This window comes from Hymenobacter arizonensis (assembly GCF_900115775.1).
GTDB classification, from domain to species: domain Bacteria; phylum Bacteroidota; class Bacteroidia; order Cytophagales; family Hymenobacteraceae; genus Hymenobacter; species Hymenobacter arizonensis.
On sequence record NZ_FOXS01000002.1, the window covers coordinates 267,967 to 287,969 of the forward strand.

The following is a 20,003-nucleotide window of genomic DNA, read 5'->3' on the forward strand; positions in this document are numbered from 1 at the left end:
GATTGAGTGGAAAAGTCCGATGCGAAGGAACTAGAGAACGGTCAGTTTTTGAGTAAACAGACCGGTGCCCTGGCGAACTTGCACCAAAAAGAGGCCCGGCAGCAGGCCCGCTTCCACGGCCGTCTTGGCCTGGGGGTTCGCCACCACGCGGCGGTACAGCACGCGGCCCTGCATGTCGAGCACCTCCACGGTCACGGCTTCATTTGACTTACGGCCAGTCAGGTCTAGGGTAAAATTGCCAAGGGTGGCCGGTATGGGGTAGATGCTGACGTTAGCCATATTCCGGCTGGCAAGCGTGGTCAAGGGCGCACCAAGCGACAACGTCCAGCGCTGGCAGGAGCAGCCGTTGTAGTCAAACAAAGCCAATTGTGTTCCCGATACGTTTGAGGCAAAAGGCACTTCCACCACTCGGTTGCCATTGGCCGACGCAAACACTAGGCTACCGTCGTTGGCACGGTCAATCCGGAACAGTCGGCACGGCGAGTTATTGGCAGCTTCGAGCTGTAGTACGGCACCGTTTGCCGCCGAGCAGCCTGCTACACCAGCAGCAAGACCACCTACTGCGTTGGTAATTCGGTATTCGCCATCACCGGCTGGGGTGAAGTCCCACTGCTGGCACGCTTGGCCGGTGCGGGTGCTTTGCGTTACGGCATCGCCCTGCGCGCCGGTGCAGCCCTGCGCCTGCCACACCAAATTACTTCCCTGCCTGGTAATCTCATAACGGCCCGGAGTAACCCAATCGCGGGTCACCTGCGGCCAGTCGGCGGCATCCCAGGTTAACTTGGCCAAGCCCAGTTTGGGAAAGCCGTTGTCATCGCCGTCGTAGTAATGGTGCGAGAAATAGCTCACTCCATTCTCTTCGAAAATGCCGGCATGGCCCGGTCCCACGTACCGGCCCGATACGTTCAGCACCACCGTTCCGCCGTTGTTATTCAGGTCGCGCCCAGTTTGGTCCAAAAAGGGTCCGGTGGGCGAAGTTGAGCGGCCTACCAAAATATAATAGGTACTGTTGATGCCATTGCAGCAAGCGCCCCGGTTGATGAACATGTAGTAGAAGTTGCCGTGCTTGGTAAGGAAGGGGGCTTCGGGGTTGCCATTGGCCACGGTGGTGCTGGTATTACCTTGGCGCTTGCCGGTAGCCGGGTCCAAGGGAAACATGCTAAGGCCGCCAAAAAAGGAGCCATAGGTAAACCACACGTTGTTGCCCTCCTTGAAGACGGCCGGGTCGATGGCGTTGAAGGTGCTACCCGCGTTGCTGGAAATCACCTCGCCTTCGTCAACCCAGTTATAGTTGGGGTTGGCCGGGTCGAGGGTTACGTTCGTGGCCAGTCCGATGCCCGATACGTTGGAACCAAACGACGAGCAAGAGTAGTACAGGTAAAATTTACCGTTCATGAAAATGCACTCCGGAGCCCAGTAGTCGTTCACGAACGTGGGCACCTTGGTAGTTATCCAGCTGGGCCGGGTAGCTGCCGTGAACACAGGGCGTGGCCCAGCAGTCCAGTTCACCAGGTCGGTGGAGTATTTGCTTGGAATGCCTTGCCCGGTGGTAAAAACCCAGTACTTGTTGCCATCTTTCACGATGGTGGAGGGGTCGTGAGCGCCCAAATTGCCTTGCAGGGCAAAGGCGGGGGCTGAGGCCCAACTCAAGAGCACCAGCAACAGCAGGTACCACCGCAGCAGGGCAGACTTTATGGCTTGGGTTGACTCCCGGGTAAGAGGGAGTTCAGCAGCGCTATGATTTAGGAAAGGTTGAGTCATCACGAAGGAAAGCTAAATGAAGGGCCGCCCTGCCCGGATGAAAGCTATTCGCCCGAAGGCTTCAGAATGGGCGTGTTGATGGAAACCGGAACCCCAAAATTGGGCGTGTCGTCGGCGTTCCAGCCAAATTTTTGCATGCGCGGATTGCGCTTCTCCACGCAGCCCTCGTCGGGGTTAGAATTAGCGTGGTAAATAATCCAGTCCTCCTGCCCGTCTTTCGACTTAAAGAACCCATTGTGGCCTGTGGCATAGGCCCGGTTAGCCGGACTTTGCGAGAAAATCGGCGTGGCCGATTTGGTCCAGGAAGTAAGTAGCATGGGGTCGGCGGTGCTTGAGGCAGTCAGCAAGCCCAGGGCATACTGGTCGGCGCCACAAAAGCTGGCGGAATACACCAGATTGGTTTTGCTGCCGTGTTTAATGATTTCGGGTCCTTCGTTTACAAAAGGTGGCCCTACATTTTCCCAAGCATATTGGGGGTGAGACAGCTCTACCCGGGGGCCGGTTAGGGTCCAGGGGTTGCTCATGCGCGAGATGTAAAGTCGTTGCACTGCGTCGATGCCGTCGTGGCCCGACCAGATGAAGTAGCGGTTGCCGTTTTGCTCTAGTATGGTACCATCAATGGCCCAAAAGTCGGTAATGGGGCTAAACAGGCGCCCACGGTCGACCCAGGTGTTGGTGGTGGGGTCGGCGCTGGCGTTTTCCAGTACCCATGTTTTTTGCTGGCCTAAGCCCACATTAGCAGGGCCAGCCGTGTAATAGATGTACCACTTGCCGTCCAGAAAGAAAAGTTCTGGGGCCCACAGGTTGCTCGAGGCGTTGCCTGTTCTTGGAGGCGTCCAGACCGTGACCGGAGTGGCCCGGCTTAAGTCAGACATTTTCGCAGTTTTCCAAATGGCCAACCGGTCATTCAGCGTGTGCATGTAGTAGTAGAAGCCGTCCTTTTCATACACCCACGGGTCGGGGCCGGAAGGTAGCAGCGGGTTTGTGAACGTAGTGGTTGCCGCAGGAGGCGTCACCGCCAGCGGCACAAACGGGGCGGGCTTGCTTTTCTGGCAGGCTGTGCTCCCGAGTATGAGCACCCAAAACAGTAGATGGTAGACGTAGCGCATAGCACTCTTCATAAGCAATTGCAAAACAGTAGCGCCATGAGCCAACCATTTGAAAAAACCGCCCCGGGTTGCAGCCCAGGACGGCTTTTTTCTCACCTCTCTTTTTTAGTAGCCCGGGTTCTGCTTAATGCTCCGGTCGATGTCAATGTCGGTCTGCGGAATTGGCAACCACTGCGATTTACCCAGCACAAAATTATTAAAGTCAGCATCCCGGGTTTTGAGCTCGTCGATGCCTGCTTGGTTATTTAACAGGCCGTAACGGTTGATGTCGTACCAGCGCATGCCTTCACCCGAGAGCTCTGTCACCCGCTCGTGGCGAATCTGGTCACGCATCTGGGCTTGGCTTAAGGTTGCGGCAATGGGGGTCAGGCCCACACGAGCGCGGACCTGGTTCACCAGTGGAACGGCGTCGGCAGGACGATTAAGTTCGTTTAGCGCTTCAGCCTGCATGAGCAGCACGTCTGCGTAGCGAAGCAGGCGGATATTAATGCCCGAAAAGAAGTTCTCCGAGCTCTTAGTCCGGTCGTTCTGATACTTGCGCCAGAAGTAGCGCGAGGGGTTCAAGTTCAGGCCGTTATTGCCAGCACCAAAAGGTCGACCATACACCGTGGGAGTGCCCACGGCACTGAACAAAGTTGCGTCGCGGCGCGGGTCTACCTGCCCGGTGGTGGTGCGGTCGGTAAATTCATCAAAAATCCAGCGGCGAGCCTCTACATCGGCAAATCCAATGCCGGGAGGGCCAAAGAACTGAGCCCGCTCGTTGCCTTCGCCAGCACCGGCAAAGTCCTGACCGGGAGTGATGGACGCATCAGAGAACTGTACCTCAAACAACGACTCGCTGTTGTTCTCATTGGCCATCGTGAAGTTATCGACGTAGTTCGGCACCAAAGAGTATTGGTTCGAGCTGATGACTTCGGCGAACTGAGCTGAGGCCTCGGTCCACTTGCGCTGCTGCATGTATACCCGGCCAAGCAAGCCAGCTGCGGCGCCTTTCGTAGCGCGTCCTTTATCGTTGGCACTGTACGCCGATACCAAAGGCAAATCTGCTTTGGCAGCCAGCAAATCAGTGATAACCTGCGCCTGCACCGACTCTACCGTGCCCTGAGGAATGCGGGTATTAGCATCGGCCACCACTAGGTTCAGCGGCACATTGCCAAAGGTCATCGACAGGTCATAATAGCACAGTGCCCGCACAAAAAGGGCCTCGGCCACGAGTCGCTTCTTCAGCTGCTCGTTCATTTGAATGCCTGGCACCCGTGCAATGACCTGGTTGCACCGGAAGATGGCCCGGTACATGTCAATCCACATGAAGTAGGTGTACTCAAACGTGGTGTTCTGCTGGACAAAGCGCGTGTACTGGGCCAGCTCAACGTAGGGGCTTTGGCTGAAAGCCTCATCGGACCGGGGCACGGTGGCGAAGTGCCAGCGCTGCCCGTAGGTGCCGATAACCTGCAAGCCGCCGTACATGGCGGTTACGGCCCGGGTTGCATCGCTTTCCGACTGCCAGAACTGTTCCGTGTTCGGACGGTTTGGGTTGACTTTATCCAGCAAGTCTTCCTTACAGCCGCTCGTGCTGAGTAGGAGGCTGCCTGCCAACAGGAATGTGGAGATTTTATAGCGTTTCATAATATGAAGCAAAGAGGAGGATTGAGGCCGCCCGCGCCCTTGGGCCTAGCAGCGTCAAAAGGATTTAAAAATTGACCTGCAAGCCACCGGTGAACGACCGCACGTTTGGATAGCTGCCATCGTCGACGCCACGACCAAACGGATTTCGCAGATAGTCGACTCCTGGCGTTTCAGGGTCGAAGCCTGTGTACTTGGTCAGCGTGAACACGTTGCGGCCGGTCACGTATACCCGCACGCTACCCAAGCCGGGCACAACATTGCTCAGCGTTTGGGGCAGGGTGTAGCCAATTTGAATGTTGCGCAGGCGCATGTAGCTGCCGTCTTCTACCCAACGCGAAGTCTGACGCAAGGTGTTCTGACCGTTGTTGCCACCGTTTATAAAACGAGGAGTGGTGTTGGAGCGGTTCTGCTCGGTCCAGGGTTCCAAGTCGCGGCGGAAGTTGGTCTGGCCATCCAGTTGGTCGAGCGAAGCCCGGGTCGAGTTGAACACGTCGTTACCGGTTACACCTTGGAAGAACACACTGGCGTCGAAACCTTTGAAGGCAGCGTTCAGGTTCAAACCAAACTGGAGCGTGGGGAAAGGATTGCCGAAGAAGCGGCGGTCCAAATCGTTGTTGATGAAGCCATCACCGTCTACGTCTTCGTACTTCACATCGCCGGGCTTGGCAGTGGGTTGAATCACGCGACCGGAGGCACTCTTGTAGTTATCAATTTCGTCCTGCGACTGGAAAATACCCAGCATCGGAATCAGGAACAGGCGGCTGATGGGCTGGCCTACCGTGGTGCGGGTCACGTTCAGTGCACCCGGAATGTTGGGCTGTAGCTCCGACAACGCCAGCACTTTGTTTCTGACTGTGGTCAGGGTCAGGTCGGCACCGTAGGTGAAGGCATTACGGTTTTCGTGGTAACCTAAGGCAAACTCAAAGCCTTTGTTTTGAATTTCACCCAAGTTGGTAAACGGTGGCGTGTCGAAAATACCCAAGTAAGTGGGCAGCGGTGGGCTTACTAGTGCGTCCTTGGTGGTCGAGATATAGTAGTCCGCCGACAGGGTTACGCGGTTTTCAAGAAAAGCCAAGTCCACACCAAAGTCCGTGGTATAACGCGACTCCCAGCGAATGTCTTTGCTTTCTACCCCAATCTGGATGGCGCCGTTGGTAACCACCTGGCCTGTGCCAAATACGTAGTTTACGTTCTGGTTCACGTTGGCCTGATACAGGTAAGAACCGGGCAGATTGTCGTTGCCATTCACACCGTAGCTAGCCCGCAGCTTTGCGTTGCTCACGAAAGGCAGGGCGCTTTTGAAGAAGTCCTCCTCGCTAACCCGCCAGCCCACCGAGGCCGCACCGAAGTTGCCGTACTGCCGGGTCCGGTCGAAGCGCGATGAGCCGTCGCGACGGAAGCTACCCGTAACCAAGTAACGGTTTTTGTAGTCGTAGTTAATCTGGCCAAAGAAGGAGCGTTTTGCCCATTCGTCTTCGCCACCGCCCACAGTAGGCGTGGCGTTGGTAGCAGCACTTTGCACAAAATAATATTGAGGCACCGACTGGAAGCCCGTAGAACGCGCCGATGTGTTGTCGCCACGGTAGGACTGCTCCGAGTAGCCCGCCACCGCGTTCACACTGTTATCGCCAAAGCGCTTGTTGAAGTTCAGGGTGTTTTCCACCAACAGAGTGCTCTGGAAGCCCCGGTTTTCGTTCAGGAACGTTTGGTCTTCATCGGGGTCACCCAGGCGGATGCGACCTTCTTTGCGAGCATCTTTATCGAAGTAGAGGTGCGCCTCCAGGCCCAAGTTCAGGCGGTAAGAAAGGAAATCAGTAAAGGCAAACTCAGCGTTGGCACTGCCTTGCAGGCGCTGGTTGCGCTGGGTACGATTGAGAATTTCCTGAGCCGCGATGGGGTTTACTGAGTAATTAAACAGCGCCGCGTTGCCATAACCAAAACCGCTGCGGTTCGCGGGGTCGCGCACCGGAATGCCAGGCAGCATGGTCAGCACGTCCACGAAAGCTACGTTATTAAGCAGAGTGGTATTGATGTGCGTCAACAAAGCGCTTTGGCCAATCTTAAGTCGACCACGAGTCAGGCCGGAGTTGAGGCGCACGCTGTAGCGCTCAAACTTGGGGCCTTTCACAATGCCTTCTTGATTAAAGTAGCCGCCTGAAATCAGGAAATTGCTGGCGCTTTTATCGCCCTGGTTTCCGCCCGAAAACGACAGGTTGTAGTCTTGTACGCGGCCAGTCTGGAAAAACTCCTTTTGCCAGTCTGTATCGATGGCATTCGTGAATGTTCCGCCCGCTTTATTGGCACCTGCCAGGGGTGGAAGTCCGGCGTTGGCATACGCTACCGCACTACGGTCAGCCCACTCACTGTGGTTGGCCATGTCGTAGCTTTTATAGATGCTTTCCGCTCCCATATAGCCATTAAAGCTAATTTTTGGGGCACCGGCCAAACCACGCTTGGTGGTGACGACAATAACGCCGTTGGCACCGCGCGAACCGTACACCGCCGTCGACGAAGCATCTTTTAGCACCGTAACCGACTCAATATCATTTGGGCTTAGGTCCCGAATGTTGTCTGTCCATAGTCCGTCAATCACATACAAAGGATTACTGCCGCTGGAAAAGCTGCCAATACCTCGGATAACGATGTTGGGCACCGCGCCAGGACCACCAGTGCCTTCTACTTGTACACCTGGCGTGCGGCCCTGAATCGATTGCGCCAAGGTGGGCACTGGCGTTTTAGCTGCCTCTCGAACATCGAGGCTGCTCACAGCGCTAGTCACGTTCTGGCGGTCTTGCTGCAGATAGCCCACCACCACGACTTCCGACAGCCCTTGCGCATTGACTCCCAATCGGGCATCAACGCTAGTACGCCCGCCCACGGCCACTTCCTGCGAAGTGTAGCCCACATAGGAGAACACCAGCGTGGCCCCAGCCGGGGCCACAATGCTGTAGCGACCATCGGCATCGGTTTGGGTGCCATTGGTGGTCCCTTTCACGAGCACCGTCACGCCAGGAAGCCCAGCGCCGCTCTCATCAGTAATGCGCCCGGTGACGGGCGTGTCGGCGGCCTGCAGCAAGGCCATGGATACACTTACGGGTGCCGCTACCGTTGCCTGGCCAACCACGGGCAGCAACAGCAAGCCCCCGAGCAAGGCTGGCACCGCTAGCCCTTGCATTTTGGGTACTGACTTTTTCATAAAAACTTGTGGGAATTGGTGAGAACAAGCACAATCGATTGTGTAATGAGGCGCCTTATTTTGGCAATTACAGCAAATTGAAGAGAGACGTCCGAGAGAAAGAGTAGTGGGTGTTACAGGGCCTTACAGGCTCAGAAAATAGTCTGGAAGCGCAATAGAGGCATTTGCAGCTCTTCAGGCATTTATCGCGCGGCAGAATCTGACGGTCGGGGATGCGGCTGAAGATTGACAATGTTAATGGAATTTGTTGGCATTATCAATTTATCGATTGTTTTTTCTTCGCAAAACGCAAAAATTTATCGTTTATCCTGGGAGGCAGATGTGAGCTTGGCTCTGCTTGCGTTTCAGCCAGGGTGGCCCGTAGGTTGTCAACTCAGTAACCCCTTCCAGGGGTATTGCCTTGCATGTCTACCTCAATAGCCAAAAGGCCGCAAACAAAAAGACCCGCGTCTCAACGGCGCGGGTCTTTTTGTTTGCGGCCTTTTGTGGGCCAGTCTTTCGCCTAGCGGTGGCTCAGGCGTAGTACTTGTTGCTGGTTGCCCTGGCGGATGGTGAGGTAGTACATGCCCAGTGGCAAAGCACTGGCTTCGGCCAGCGGCTCTTCCCGCGAGCCCGCCACGGCCGAAACCGTTTTGGTCAGCACCGTCTGGCCAAGCACGTTGCGAACGATGAAGCTGACGGCCTCATTGCTAAGCGAAGTGAACTGCACGGCAACCGTCTTGTCGTAGGGGTTCGGGAATACTTCGGCGTTGAACGCCTTGGCGGTCGCGGCTACTTGCAGCGTGCGCACTGGCGAGTAAGCCATCTCACCCGACACGTCGACCTGGCGCAAACGGTAATAAACAACCGCAGCAGCCGTTTGGCCCAGGCTCGCGTCTACAAACTTGTAGTTGGTACGGGCACTGGTGGTGCCAGCGGCATCGTGCTTGCCCACGGCTTTGAAGGTTTCGCCATCAAAGCTGCGTTCGATATCGAAGAAGGCGCTGTTCTTTTCGGTGGCAGTAGCCCAAGTAAGGACCGGCGTTTTGCCGTTCCAGGCAGCATCGAAGCTGATGAGCTCAACCGGCAGGGGCGCTACTACAGTCACGGTCGAGCTTGCAGTAGTGCAGCCGGCAGTGTTGGTGCCCGTCACGGTGTAAGTGGTGGTGGTGGTGGGGCTAACCACAATGCTAGCGCTATTGCCGGCAGGGCTGGTGACACCGCCGGAAGTTGCAGTCCAGGAATATGCCCCGTTGGTGCTGCCGCTTGCAGTCAGCGTGACCGTGGTGCCACGTGCTATGGTCTGCGAAGGGGTAGCCGTCACGGCAGGGTTCACCGACACTACAGACGAATACTGAGTTGTTCCACACGAAGTTAGTACTTGCAGTACATAGGTAGTGTTGGCAGTAGGACCAACGTTTATGGAAGGGCTGGTCGAGATTATCGATGACGAAGTATTGCCTACATACCACTTGAATTCAGCCGTAGAGACGTTGGTTACGGCCGAAAGGGTAGTTCTAGTACCCGAACAGATAGCAACCGCCGAAGGACTCACGCTGCTGTTAGGGGTAACTACCGTCGCGACAACATCTCGGGTGAGGGTTTGGCCGCAAGTAGTATATGACAGCTCGTAAGTTGTTGTTTGGTTCAACCTAGGGATGTTCAACGCAGCAATCGATGATAGCACTGGATTACTACCTTTTACACGCCACACATAGGTAGTGGCTTCATTATTAGAGCTAGCAACGAAACTAACGGCCCCGCCATCACATACCGAGGCCGATGATGGCGTAACAGCGACCGTGGCGGCTGTTACACCACCCACCGTTACGGTCTCCTGGCGGGTAAAACTGCCGCAGTCCGCGCTAACCACATCCACAGCATAGGTAGTTGTGGCAGTGAGGTTCGTGACATTGTATGATGCGGTGGTAGCGAGGGTAGCGCTGGGATTAGCCACATTATACCAGCGGTAGCTGTTGACGGCAGTACCAGAATAAGTGGCCGTCAAAAGCACCGGTTGGTTGGCGCAAACCACAGGAGCCACCGGTGAAATGCTGACCTGCCTCACTCCAACAGAAATGGTCTGGCTGGCAGCACCACAAGTGCCCGAAGACGGCGTGCTTACCGTGTAAGTCGTCGTTACGGTAGGATTTACCGTCAGCGTGCCGTTGGTAACCACGGTGGTCATGCCCGGTGCCGACCATGTGTACAGATTGTTTGTAGCGCCAGTTGCCGTCAGCACAGTAGGACCACCGGCGCAAACAGAAGTACCATTGCTTGAAGTAATGGATAGCGAAGGCGCTAGTGTGAAAGTCTGGGAAGCTAGAACACCATTCTGGCCTCCGCTACAGCCATTCAAGCTATTTAGGGTGTAAGTGGTGGCAGATGAAGGGGATACGGTGATATCACTATAGGTACCCCTATTATCCGTTCTGGTGGTAGCCGGAATCTGTACGGTAACGCCATTGGTAGTAGCAGTCCACGACAATCCAGAGTTGGGGGCTGACGTGGAACCAGCAATAAAAATTGAGTTTGTCCCATCCGGGCAGAAACTCAAAGTTTCCCCGTTGGTGCTGTTAGGCCTAGACGTTATCCCTATCCCTCCAATGTTGATGGTGATTTTGTTGTCGCAGCCCTGGCCATAGCTGGAAAATGGTACCATGAATAGGAATAAGCCTAAACAGGTAAAATATGTAATTATTGTTTTCAATTCAGGAAGGATTTAAATGTTAAAGTACAATTTTGCTATTATTTACACAAAGATATTAAGACCTTAGCAGATTATAGTAAACTCTCATCTTTCAAGAGTTCATTTACAACAAATTATCAGTTTTTAGCTCTGTTTATTTTATAATTTTCAAACGTTAATGTACCAAATATATTTAAGTTTTATGTTGTAATGTTTTAAAATAGGCGCTGTAATCATTTTTCTTTTTAGTACCTGAGCAGCACACAGGCACTGTTCAAGCGCTACATTAAGAGACGAACGGTATAGCTAATAGTCGACCTTCTGGGCGACTTTGCGCCTTCGCTTGGTTCGGCTGCTTTTTTATTTACTGACGTAACGACTTTCCCGTAGACTCTTCCTCTGCAATGACCATTCGCCCTCGAACCTTGCTGCTCAGCGCCTGCTTGCTTCTCACTAGGCTTGTGCCCGCGATTGCTCAGCAATTCACCCCGCAAGTCCGGGAGTTCATTAAGGTAAACACCCCTACTGTGGCCCTCACCGATGCCAAGGTGATAGACGGCACCGGACACCCGCCCCAACTGCACCAAACGGTGCTGCTGCAAAACGGCCGCATTATGCAGGTGGGCCCCATGAAAAAAGTGAAAGTGCCCGCCGGGGCCCAGGTCATCAACTGCGCAGGCAAAACGCTCATTCCTGGCTTGGTAATGCTGCACGAGCACTTGTACTACACCATGCCGGCGGGCAGCTACTTCAACATTGCCCAGATGCCCTATTCGTTTCCGCGGCTGTACCTGGCCGGGGGAGCCACCACCATCCGCACGGCCGGCAGCATCGAGCCCCAGACCGACCTGGCCATTAAGCGCATGATTTCAGAGGGCAAGGTTATTGGACCCGATATGGACGTGACCGCGCCTTACATCGAAGAACCCAGCCTGGACATTCCAGCCCTGAGCACTGTGAAAGGCCCCGAAGATGCCGCCGCTACTACTAGGTTCTGGGCCGACAAGGGCTGCACGTCTTTCAAGATGTACATGCACGCCACCCGGGCCGACCTTGCCGCCGTGGTGCGCGAGGCCCATCCGCGCAAGCTTAAAATAACCGGCCACCTCTGCTCCATCACCTACCGCGAGGCGGCCGAAATCGGCATCGATAACTTGGAGCACGGCTTCATGGCCAGCTCGGACTTTGTGCCCAACAAGGTGGCAGACGTGGCCGACTACCCGGCGGCCCGGCAATCGCTGCTGCGCCTGCCCCAGAACAGCCCCGAGATGACGAGCCTCATCCGCTTCCTAATCAGCAAGAAGGTGGCCCTCACCTCTACCCTGCCGGTGTTCGAGCCCTACACGGGCCGTGAGGTGGTGCTGGGCGGCGGGCTGGAGTCGTTGATTCCGCAGCTGCAGGAGCGTGAAACGGCCACCTGGCAACAGAACCAGCAGAAAGATTCGGCCAGCGTGCGGCTTTTTAAAAAGGAAATGGCTTGGGAAAAGCAGTTTTACGATGCTGGAGGCTTGTTGGTATCCGGCACCGACCCTACCGGCGCCGGCCGCACCATTGCGGGCTACGCCAACCGGCGCCAAATTGAGCTGCTCGTCGAGGGAGGCTTTACCCCGGTGCAAGCCATCAAAATCAGCACCCTGAACGGCGCCATTTACCTGGGCCGCGAGAAAGAAATTGGCACCATTGAGGCCGGCAAGCAGGCCGACCTTATTCTTATCGATGGCGACCCGGAGAAGGACATTCGGCAGGTACGCAAGATGGAAATCGTCTTCAAAAAGGGTGTGGGCTTTGATTCGCCCAAGCTGTTTGAGTCGATGAAAGGCAAAGTGGGCCTGAATTAGGCGGCTCCGAAGGCGGCACATTGCGGCGACGACAGCTTGCGCATGTTTTTTCTGGCAAAAAACCGTTGTCCGCAAGCGGCGCCCTGAGAGGTTGCGACTCCGAAGCCCACAGCGCAAAATGCCGCCAGAGAGTCTGAAAAATCGATTGGGGAGAGGTGAACTGCGGACGAAAAACTCCTGCGGAACGCGCCCCTATTGGCTTTATTATTGAATGAACCATGCTGATTCACTAAGCGTTACCCCTTCTTGCGCCGTTTGTTTTGATTACCTTTTGGCTATCTTCAAAAAGCTACCTGTCCATCAGGCGCTTTTGCCGCTTGGGGCCTGAACCCGTGCAATGCGTACCCTAGTAGCCGAGTGGCTTATCTTCTATAATGACTATCCCGATGACAACTAATCTTGCTTTTCCCGAACAATTCGTTCCTCAGTTTCAAATCTCCGGCCCTACCAAGCGCCCCACCTACGAGCTAAAAACCTGGCCTTCCTGCTTCGCTGCCGCTAAAGCGGGCAACAAGCCGTTCGACGTGCGCGAAAACGACCGTAACTTCCAGCTCGGCGACAAACTGCTGCTGCGGGAGTACGACCCGGCGAGCGAACAGTTCACCGGCCAGACCATCACCCGCTGGGTGAGCTACGTGCTGGAAGGAGGCGCGTTTGGTGTACAGCCCAATTGGTGCGTGCTGGGCTTTAGCGACGTGCCACCCATCCCCACGGGCATGACGGACATTCGGCTCTGGTAAGGGGGCGAGCACCATGGAGTAGAGACGCAACATTTTGCGTCTTGTCGGTCGCGCCGTACGCTTTGTTGCGACGTTATCGTGCAACGACGAGACGCAAAATATTGCGTCTCTACTCCGTTGTAATGACTTTGGCAGGCAACGCAGACAACTTTATAAGCAATACTGGCCCAGCACTCAAATGCTTCAAGTGAAGCACTTCCCCGGGGCTTAGCCATAACCTGTTGCTGGCAAAGCGGGTAAGCAGTAAGTAGGTCTAAACCGCTTGTGCTATGAAAACTCCCGATGACTTCCTTTCCTCCCGCCGTGCCTTCGTTCGCACCCTTTCGCTAAGCGCCGGAGCCACCCTGGTGGGTGGCGCCGCTTTAGCAAACCCACTGCACTTGCTGGCCAATGGCGGCACCGCCGACCGCAAGCTGGGTGTGGCGCTGGTGGGCCTGGGCAAGTACAGCACGGGGCAGCTGGCACCGGCTCTGCAGGAAACCAAATTCTGCCGGCTGGCGGGCATTGTCACGGGCTCGCCCGCCAAAGCTTCGCAGTGGAAGCGGCAGCACAACATTCCGGACAAGAACGTTTACGATTACAAGACCTTCGACCGGATAATCGACAACCCCGACATCGACATTGTGTACGTGGTGCTGCCCAATGCCCTGCACGCGGAGTACGTGGTGCGGGCCGCCCAAGCTGGCAAACACGTCATTTGCGAGAAGCCCATGGCCACCACCACAGCAGACGCCCGCCGGATGCTGGCCGCCATGAAAAAGGCGGGCAAGAAGTTCAGTATTGGTTACCGGCTGCACTTCGAGCCCCACCACCGCGAAATGATGCGCCTGGGCCAGCAGCAGGCCTTTGGGCCGGTGCAGCGCATGGTGGCCGACAATGGTTTCAGGTTCAACAACGACACGCCCTGGCGCGTGAGCAAAGCCCTGGGTGGGGGCGGTCCGCTTCTGGACATGGGCATTTACTGCCTGCAAGGTTGCCTCTATACCAAAGGTCAGATACCCGTGTCGGTCACGGCAAAATTCGCCCCCAAAACCGACCCCGCGCTGTTCAAAGAAGTGGAAGCCGGCATTAGCTGGCAGTTGCAGTTTGCCGACGGCGCAACTGCCGATTGCCGAACAAGCTACGCCGAAAACATGACCAGCCGCCTGCGCGCCGAAGGCTCCAAAGGCTGGGCCGAGCTAGCCCCAGCCTTCGGCTACGGCGGCCTGCAGGGCCGCACCAGCCAAGGGCCATTGAACATCCAAAACGTGAACCAGCAAGCGGCCCAAATGGATGACTTTGCCGACTGCGTCCTCAACAACAAGCCCACCCGCGTGCCCGGCGAAATGGGCCTGCGCGACGTCCAGCTACTTGAAGCCATCTACCGCGCCGCCGAGACGGGGCAGAAGGTCTCTACCAAGGACGTGGTGGCGGTTTTTGATAAGGTAGGGCGGTAAGGGCTAATGAATTTTCGCCATTTTCTTAATGTCAATGTTTAGTCAGTCTGATTAACCCCATCCCCTCCTCTCCAGGAGAGGGGTGCCAGACGACTTTGTTCCAGAACGCACCCCTCTCCCGGAAAGGAGATGCCAGGGCCGTGCCCGGCAGGGGTGGGTTTAATCGACAGAACGAAGAGCACACGTAATGCAAAGCCGCTCATAATTAGTCATTACAAGCAAAGAAGCCCCCGCAGCTGACGCTACGGGGGCTTCTTTGTGTTTCTAAGTTTAGACCAGTGCTAGCGCAGCAAAGTTGCCAGCTTATTAGCGGCCACTTTCGCATTCTGGTCGCGCACGGCCTGGGCAATGCCTGCCGCATCAAATCCGCATTCCTTGTACAACTCGTCCTGTGAGCCGTGCTCCACCACGCGGTCGGGCATGCCGAGGCGCTGCACGGGCATGTGAAAGCCGTGGTCGGTGAGGAACTCCAGCACGGCGGAGCCGAAGCCACCGGGCAGGCAGCCGTCTTCCACGGTCACGATGGCGCGGTAGCGGCGGGCGATGTCGCGCAGCATTTCCTCGTCCAGCGGCTTGCAGAAGCGCATGTCGTAGTGGCCCACGTCGAGGCCTTCGGCGGCCAGGGCTTCAGTCGCCTTCACGGCGTAGTTGCCGATGTGACCGATGCTGAGGATGGCCACGCCGCCCTCGGCGCCTTCGCGCACTACGCGGCCCGTGCCAATGGCCACGCGCTGCAGGGGCGTGCGCCACTCGGGCATTACGCCCTCGCCGCGCGGGTAACGAATGCTGAACGGACCCGCGTTTTCGGGCAGGGTGGCGGTGTACATCAGGTTGCGCAGCTCCTGCTCATTCATCGGAGCCGAAACCACGATGTTGGGGATGCAGCGCATGAAGGCCAGGTCGTAAGAGCCGTGGTGGGTGGGGCCGTCGGCGCCGGCAAAACCGGCGCGGTCGAGGCAGAATACCACGTGCAGGTTTTGCAAGGCCACGTCGTGCACCACCTGGTCGTAGCCCCGCTGCATAAACGAGGAGTAGATGTTGCAGAACGGCACCATGCCCTGGGTGGCCAAGCCGGCCGAGAACGTGACAGCGTGCTGCTCGGCAATGCCCACGTCGAAAGCGCGGTCGGGCATGGCGGCCATCATGATGTTGAGCGACGAGCCCGAGGGCATGGCGGGCGTCACGCCCATCACCTTGTCGTTGGCTTCGGCCAGCTCCACCATGGTGTGGCCAAACACGTCCTGGTACTTGGGTGGCTGGGGCTTATCGGGAGTCTTTTTGTAAATCTCGCCCGTGATTTTATCGAACAAACCCGGGGCGTGCCACAGGGTCTGGTCTTTCTCGGCCAGGGCGTAGCCTTTGCCCTTCACCGTCACGCAGTGCAGGATTTTGGGGCCGGGAATGGTTTTCAGGTCATTGAGGATGGTGACGAGGTGCTGCACGTCGTGGCCATCCACGGGGCCGAAGTAGCGAAAGTTCAGGGCCTCAAACAGGTTGCTTTGCTTGAGCAGGGTGGCCTTCATGGCGGCCTCTACTTTGCGAGCAATCTGCTGGGGGTTGGGCCCGAACTTGCTGAGCTTGCCGAGCACGTTCCAGAGCTCGTCGCGCACCTTGTTGTAGGTGCGGGAGGTGGTGATGTCGGTGAGGTATTCCTTGAGCGCGCCCACGTTGGGGTCGATGCTCATGCAGTTGTCGTTGAGGATAACCAGCAAGTTGGACTTGGCCACCCCGGCGTGGTTGAGGGCTTCGAAAGCCATGCCGGCCGTCATGGCACCGTCGCCGATTACGGCAATGTGCTGCCGGTCTTTCTCGCCCTTGTAGTCCGAAGCCACGGCCATGCCCAGCGCCGCCCCGATGCTGGTGCTGCTGTGGCCCACGCCAAAGGCATCGTACTCGCTTTCGCTGCGCTTGGGAAAACCCGACATGCCGTGGTAGCGGCGGTTGGTCGGAAATTTATCGCGGCGGCCAGTAAGAATTTTGTGTCCGTAAGCCTGGTGGCCCACGTCCCATACCAACTGGTCGTAGGGCGTATTGAACACGTAGTGCATCGCCACCGACAGTTCGACCACCCCGAGCGAGGCGCCAAAGTGCCCGCCGTAGATGCTCACGGAGTCGATAATGAACTCGCGGAGTTCGGTGCTAAGCTGGACTAATTGCTCAGGAGCGAGCTTTTTAAGGTCGTCGGGCGAGTCAATCGCCGCTAGGAGCGGGCCGGGTTCAACTATCATCAGGGCAGCGTCGGTGGGATGGTGACGGAGTGTAACCATCTGGCCCGCTAAAAGATTGGCGAACCTCGACAAAGGTACGACACCGCGCGAAGAGCGGTTGTTGAAAGCGGGATAATCCGGGTTTTAGTCGGGGTTCGCAGCCTGATTATCTAGTTTCCAATGCTTCGGCTGCCTTTAGCGCGAAACTTTGCGTATCGGCAAGCCGATGCAGCTGCTTCGCGGTTGTCTGAAATATAAAAGTAAAAAAATGCTGCCGGGTGCAACCTCCACCTCAAAGTGGAGCACTTTGGCTGCTATGTATTGTATGAAACAACACCTACCGGCCACCGCCGTTCTGCTCACTGCCCTGCTGGGCACAACCACAATGGCCGTTGGCCAGCAAGCGCCGGGTGCACGGCCCGCCGCCGCCGCCGCAGCCCCGCGCACCTCAGCGGGCCGCATCACCGGCACCATAGTGGAGCCGGGCACCAATAAGCCCGTTTCTTACGCCACGGTAGCCGTGCTCGACGCGGCTGGCAAGGTCGTGAACGGCGGCGCTGCCGGCGACGACGGCACCTTTGTGCTGACCGGTATTCCGGCCGGCACCTACACGGTGCAGTTCAGCTTCATTGGCTACAAGAACGAGGAGCGCACCGGCGTAGTGGTGCCCGCGGGCGAGTCCGTCAGCTTGGGCTCGGTGACCATGGCCGTGGCCGCCCAAAAGCTGGGCGAAGTGGTAGTGGTAGCCCAGAAGCCCCTGATTGAAGAAAAGGTAGACCGCACGGTATACAACGCCGAAAACGACCAGACCGCTCGCGGCGGCGACGCCACCGACGTGCTGCGCCGGGTACCCCTGCTGAGCGTGGACCTGGACGGCAACGTGAGCCTGCGCGGCTCCAGCAACCTGCGGGTGCTGATAAACAACAAGCCGTCGGCCATTGCGGCCAGCAGCATTGCCGACGCGCTGCGCCAGATTCCGGCCGAGCAGATTAAATCCGTGGAAGTTATCACCTCGCCTTCGGCTAAATACGATGCCGAGGGCACGGGCGGCATCATCAACATCATCACCAAAACCAATACCCTGCGCGGCGGCACTTTGGGCATTAATACCAGCCTAGGCACCCGTAACTCCAACCTGAACCTGAACAGCTCGTACCGGACCGGCAAAATGGGCTTCACGTTCAACGCCGGTGGCCGGGCGCGCTACAATACGCCGGGCAGCTTCGAGAACGAGCAGACCACGTTCAGCCCCACCGACCAGTCTATCCGGACTTCTACTTTGCAACGGGCCGAGACCCGCCAAAATGAAGGCGGTGGGCGCGCGGCGTTGGGCTGGGACTATGACATTAACAAGCAGAATGCGCTGCAAGCCTCGCTCACCTACGGCTTGCGCGCCGGCACCAACCTTCAGGACCGGCTGACGCGGGTGAACCTGCTGCCCTCGCCCAACCAGACGCTGGACGTGCGCGACGTGAACGTGCGCGACCGCTCCAACTCTGTGGACGCCAGCTTGAACTTCACTCACCTCTTCGAAAAGCCCCAACAAGAGTTCAGCATTCTGACCCTGTACAGCCGCAATGACCGGCAGAACGACTTTACCAACTCCATTCTCGACCGCAACAGCTTCAACACCACCAGCCGGCTGCGCAACGAGAACCCCAGCGCCAACGAGGAATTCACGGTGCAAGCCGACTATCAGTCGCCAACCGGCAAAAACCAGCTGCTGGAGTTTGGAGCCAAGGACATTCTGCGTCGCGTGAGCAGTGATTTTGCCTTGTTCACGGCACCGGGGGCCAATGGCGAGTTTTCGCGGGTTACCGGCGCCGCTGTCAACAACGGCTTCACCTACGACCAGAACGTGGCCTCAGCTTACGCAACCTATACCCTGGGCTTGCCCAAGAACATTACCCTCAAGCCAGGGCTGCGCTACGAATACACCACCATTACGGCGAACTTCAACAACGGCGACCGGCCGGCGCCGGTCCCCAACTACGGCGCGTTCATTCCAAGCGTGAACCTCTCGCGGCGGATGGAAAACGGCAATGTGGTTAAAGCATCTTACAACCGGCGTTTGCAGCGTCCCTCGCTGCAATTTTTGAACCCGGCCCTTCAGTTCTCCAACCCTCTGATTGTCACCGAAGGAAATCCCGGATTGGACCCGGAATTCACCAACAACTTTGAGCTGGGCTATAGCACGTTGGTCAAAAAGGTCAACCTGAGCTTCAGCGCCTTTTCGCGCAACACCACCGGCGCTATCCAGTCGGTGCGCCAGACCCTGTCCGATGCCGACCGGACTCGCATCAACGCGCAACTGCCCCCGGAGTCGCCGCTCGCGCCCGGTGCCCAGCTGATTAATTTCCAGAACATCGGCGAGGAAAACGCCTATGGTGGCAACGTCTTCGCTTCCCTCAACGGCAAGAAGCTCAACGTGAATACCGGCTTTGACGTGTTCTATGCCGTGCTGCGCAACAACGTGACCGACCGGCTCTACAATGCGTCGAACCAAGGCTTTGTGGCCAGTGGCCGACTGTTTGGCTCTTATAAAATGACTGATGTGTGGGGTTTGCAGGGCTTCGCTTTTTACCGAGGCCGCCAGGTGCAGCTGCAGGGCGAGCAAAGCGGCTTCGGCTTCTACGGCATGAGCGTGCAACGCGAGTTCGCCAACAAGAAAGGCAGCTTCGGCTTGGGGGCCCGCAACTTCCTGACCCGCGCCATCCGCATCGAAAACGAAATCCGTACCCCTCTGCTGGCGCAGAACAGCCTCATCGAGTCGCGCAACCTGAGCTTCCAGCTGGACTTCAGCTACCGCATCGGCCAGCTTTCGGCCGACCAGCGGCCGCGCCGTCGCCGTGGCATCAGCAACGACGACCTGAAAAGTGATGGTGGCGGCGACATAAACGGGGGCGACGCTCCAACTGGTGGCGGCGGAGGCGGTGGCGGCGGTGCTCGGCCGGCTCCGGCCAGTGGCGCCCCTGGCGCCCGGCCGGGTGGTGCGCCCGGTGCTCGCCCGGGTGGCGCTCCAGGTACCGTTCCTGGCTCGCAGCCGATGGTAAATCCCGGCAGCCCCACAGCTGACTCGACCGCGACCGACTCGACCAAAACCCTGCCGGCCGCTATCCCACCAACGGTGCCTGGAGCGCCCCGCCCCACGGTGCAGCCCACCGACTCAACGCGTCAGCGCCCTACGGCTCCCGTTAATCCCCCCGTCAACCCCATCAATACGCCGGCCAATACGCCGTCGCCTGGCACTACCACGCCGGGTGGCATCACGCCAGCGGGCAGCCCCGGTGGCCGGCCTTAACCATTGCTGCAGAAGAACACCAGAACGTCATGCCCGCGCCGCGAAGCATGGCGTTCTGCTTTAATGCCATTTCTTAATGACCAGACCTGGCGGGCCACGCCCTACTTTTGCTGAGCGGCCG

10 protein-coding genes are annotated in these 20,003 nt (G+C 57.4%); 4 read left to right on the forward strand and 6 right to left on the reverse strand.

The genetic code is table 11. The features are described 5' to 3' along the window. Positions 1–30 precede the first annotated feature (30 nt). The 5 genes from BMZ66_RS07615 to BMZ66_RS26245 form a co-directional block, all read right to left on the reverse strand. Positions 31–1,761 (reverse strand): family 43 glycosylhydrolase, encoded by a 1,731-nt coding sequence (locus BMZ66_RS07615; protein ID WP_092670751.1) that lies wholly within the window; start codon positions 1,759–1,761, stop codon positions 31–33. A gap of 44 nt (positions 1,762–1,805) precedes the next feature. Then, entirely contained in the window at positions 1,806–2,882 is a 1,077-nt protein-coding gene (locus BMZ66_RS07620; RefSeq protein ID WP_234795023.1) for a glycoside hydrolase family 43 protein, read from the reverse strand. Positions 2,883–2,975: 93 nt separating this feature from the next. Then, positions 2,976–4,496 carry a RagB/SusD family nutrient uptake outer membrane protein gene (locus BMZ66_RS07625; protein ID WP_092670753.1) on the reverse strand — a complete coding sequence of 507 codons (1,521 nt, stop codon included), beginning with the start codon at positions 4,494–4,496 and terminating at the stop codon, positions 2,976–2,978. Between the two features lie 64 nt (positions 4,497–4,560). Next, on the reverse strand, positions 4,561–7,692 hold the full coding sequence (locus BMZ66_RS07630) for a SusC/RagA family TonB-linked outer membrane protein (RefSeq protein ID WP_092670755.1): 3,132 nt from the start codon (positions 7,690–7,692) through the stop codon (positions 4,561–4,563). A 502-nt stretch (positions 7,693–8,194) separates the two neighbouring features. After that, entirely contained in the window at positions 8,195–10,333 is a 2,139-nt protein-coding gene (locus tag BMZ66_RS26245; protein WP_092670757.1) for an Ig-like domain-containing protein, read from the reverse strand. Between the two features lie 488 nt (positions 10,334–10,821). Between BMZ66_RS26245 and BMZ66_RS07640 the strand changes: the two genes are divergently transcribed. From BMZ66_RS07640 to BMZ66_RS07650, 3 genes are all read left to right on the forward strand, one after another. Beyond that, the gene (locus tag BMZ66_RS07640; protein WP_177204641.1) at positions 10,822–12,198 is read left to right on the forward strand and encodes an amidohydrolase family protein; all 1,377 of its coding nucleotides are present in this window, start codon (positions 10,822–10,824) and stop codon (positions 12,196–12,198) included. Positions 12,199–12,584: 386 nt separating this feature from the next. After that, positions 12,585–12,938 (forward strand): ASCH/PUA domain-containing protein, encoded by a 354-nt coding sequence (locus tag BMZ66_RS07645; RefSeq protein ID WP_092670761.1) that lies wholly within the window; start codon positions 12,585–12,587, stop codon positions 12,936–12,938. Positions 12,939–13,207: 269 nt separating this feature from the next. Further along, positions 13,208–14,374 (forward strand): Gfo/Idh/MocA family protein, encoded by a 1,167-nt coding sequence (locus tag BMZ66_RS07650; protein ID WP_092670763.1) that lies wholly within the window; start codon positions 13,208–13,210, stop codon positions 14,372–14,374. A gap of 281 nt (positions 14,375–14,655) precedes the next feature. Here BMZ66_RS07650 and dxs read toward each other — a convergent pair whose 3' ends face one another. Beyond that, positions 14,656–16,602: a 1-deoxy-D-xylulose-5-phosphate synthase gene (gene dxs, locus BMZ66_RS07655; RefSeq protein ID WP_092670765.1), complete on the reverse strand. Its 1,947-nt coding sequence runs from the start codon at positions 16,600–16,602 to the stop codon at positions 14,656–14,658. Between the two features lie 304 nt (positions 16,603–16,906). Here dxs and BMZ66_RS07660 point away from each other — a divergent pair, with 304 nt between their 5' ends. Further along, the gene (locus BMZ66_RS07660) at positions 16,907–19,882 is read left to right on the forward strand and encodes a TonB-dependent receptor domain-containing protein (protein ID WP_234795024.1); all 2,976 of its coding nucleotides are present in this window, start codon (positions 16,907–16,909) and stop codon (positions 19,880–19,882) included. The last annotated feature ends 121 nt before the right edge of the window (positions 19,883–20,003 follow it).

Excerpts from the sequence above, each read along its gene's own strand:
- BMZ66_RS07615 (WP_092670751.1), bottom strand. The coding sequence starts at position 1,761 with ATGACTCAACCTTTCCTAAATCATAGCGCTGCTGAACTCCCTCTTACC.
- BMZ66_RS07620 (WP_234795023.1), bottom strand. The coding sequence starts at position 2,882 with ATGAAGAGTGCTATGCGCTACGTCTACCATCTACTGTTTTGGGTGCTC.
- BMZ66_RS07625 (WP_092670753.1), bottom strand. The coding sequence starts at position 4,496 with ATGAAACGCTATAAAATCTCCACATTCCTGTTGGCAGGCAGCCTCCTA.
- BMZ66_RS07630 (WP_092670755.1), bottom strand. The coding sequence starts at position 7,692 with ATGAAAAAGTCAGTACCCAAAATGCAAGGGCTAGCGGTGCCAGCCTTG.
- BMZ66_RS26245 (WP_092670757.1), bottom strand. The coding sequence starts at position 10,333 with ATGGTACCATTTTCCAGCTATGGCCAGGGCTGCGACAACAAAATCACC.
- BMZ66_RS07645 (WP_092670761.1), top strand. The coding sequence starts at position 12,585 with ATGACAACTAATCTTGCTTTTCCCGAACAATTCGTTCCTCAGTTTCAA.
- BMZ66_RS07650 (WP_092670763.1), top strand. The coding sequence starts at position 13,208 with ATGAAAACTCCCGATGACTTCCTTTCCTCCCGCCGTGCCTTCGTTCGC.
- dxs (WP_092670765.1), bottom strand. The coding sequence starts at position 16,602 with ATGATAGTTGAACCCGGCCCGCTCCTAGCGGCGATTGACTCGCCCGAC.
- BMZ66_RS07660 (WP_234795024.1), top strand. The coding sequence starts at position 16,907 with ATGAAACAACACCTACCGGCCACCGCCGTTCTGCTCACTGCCCTGCTG.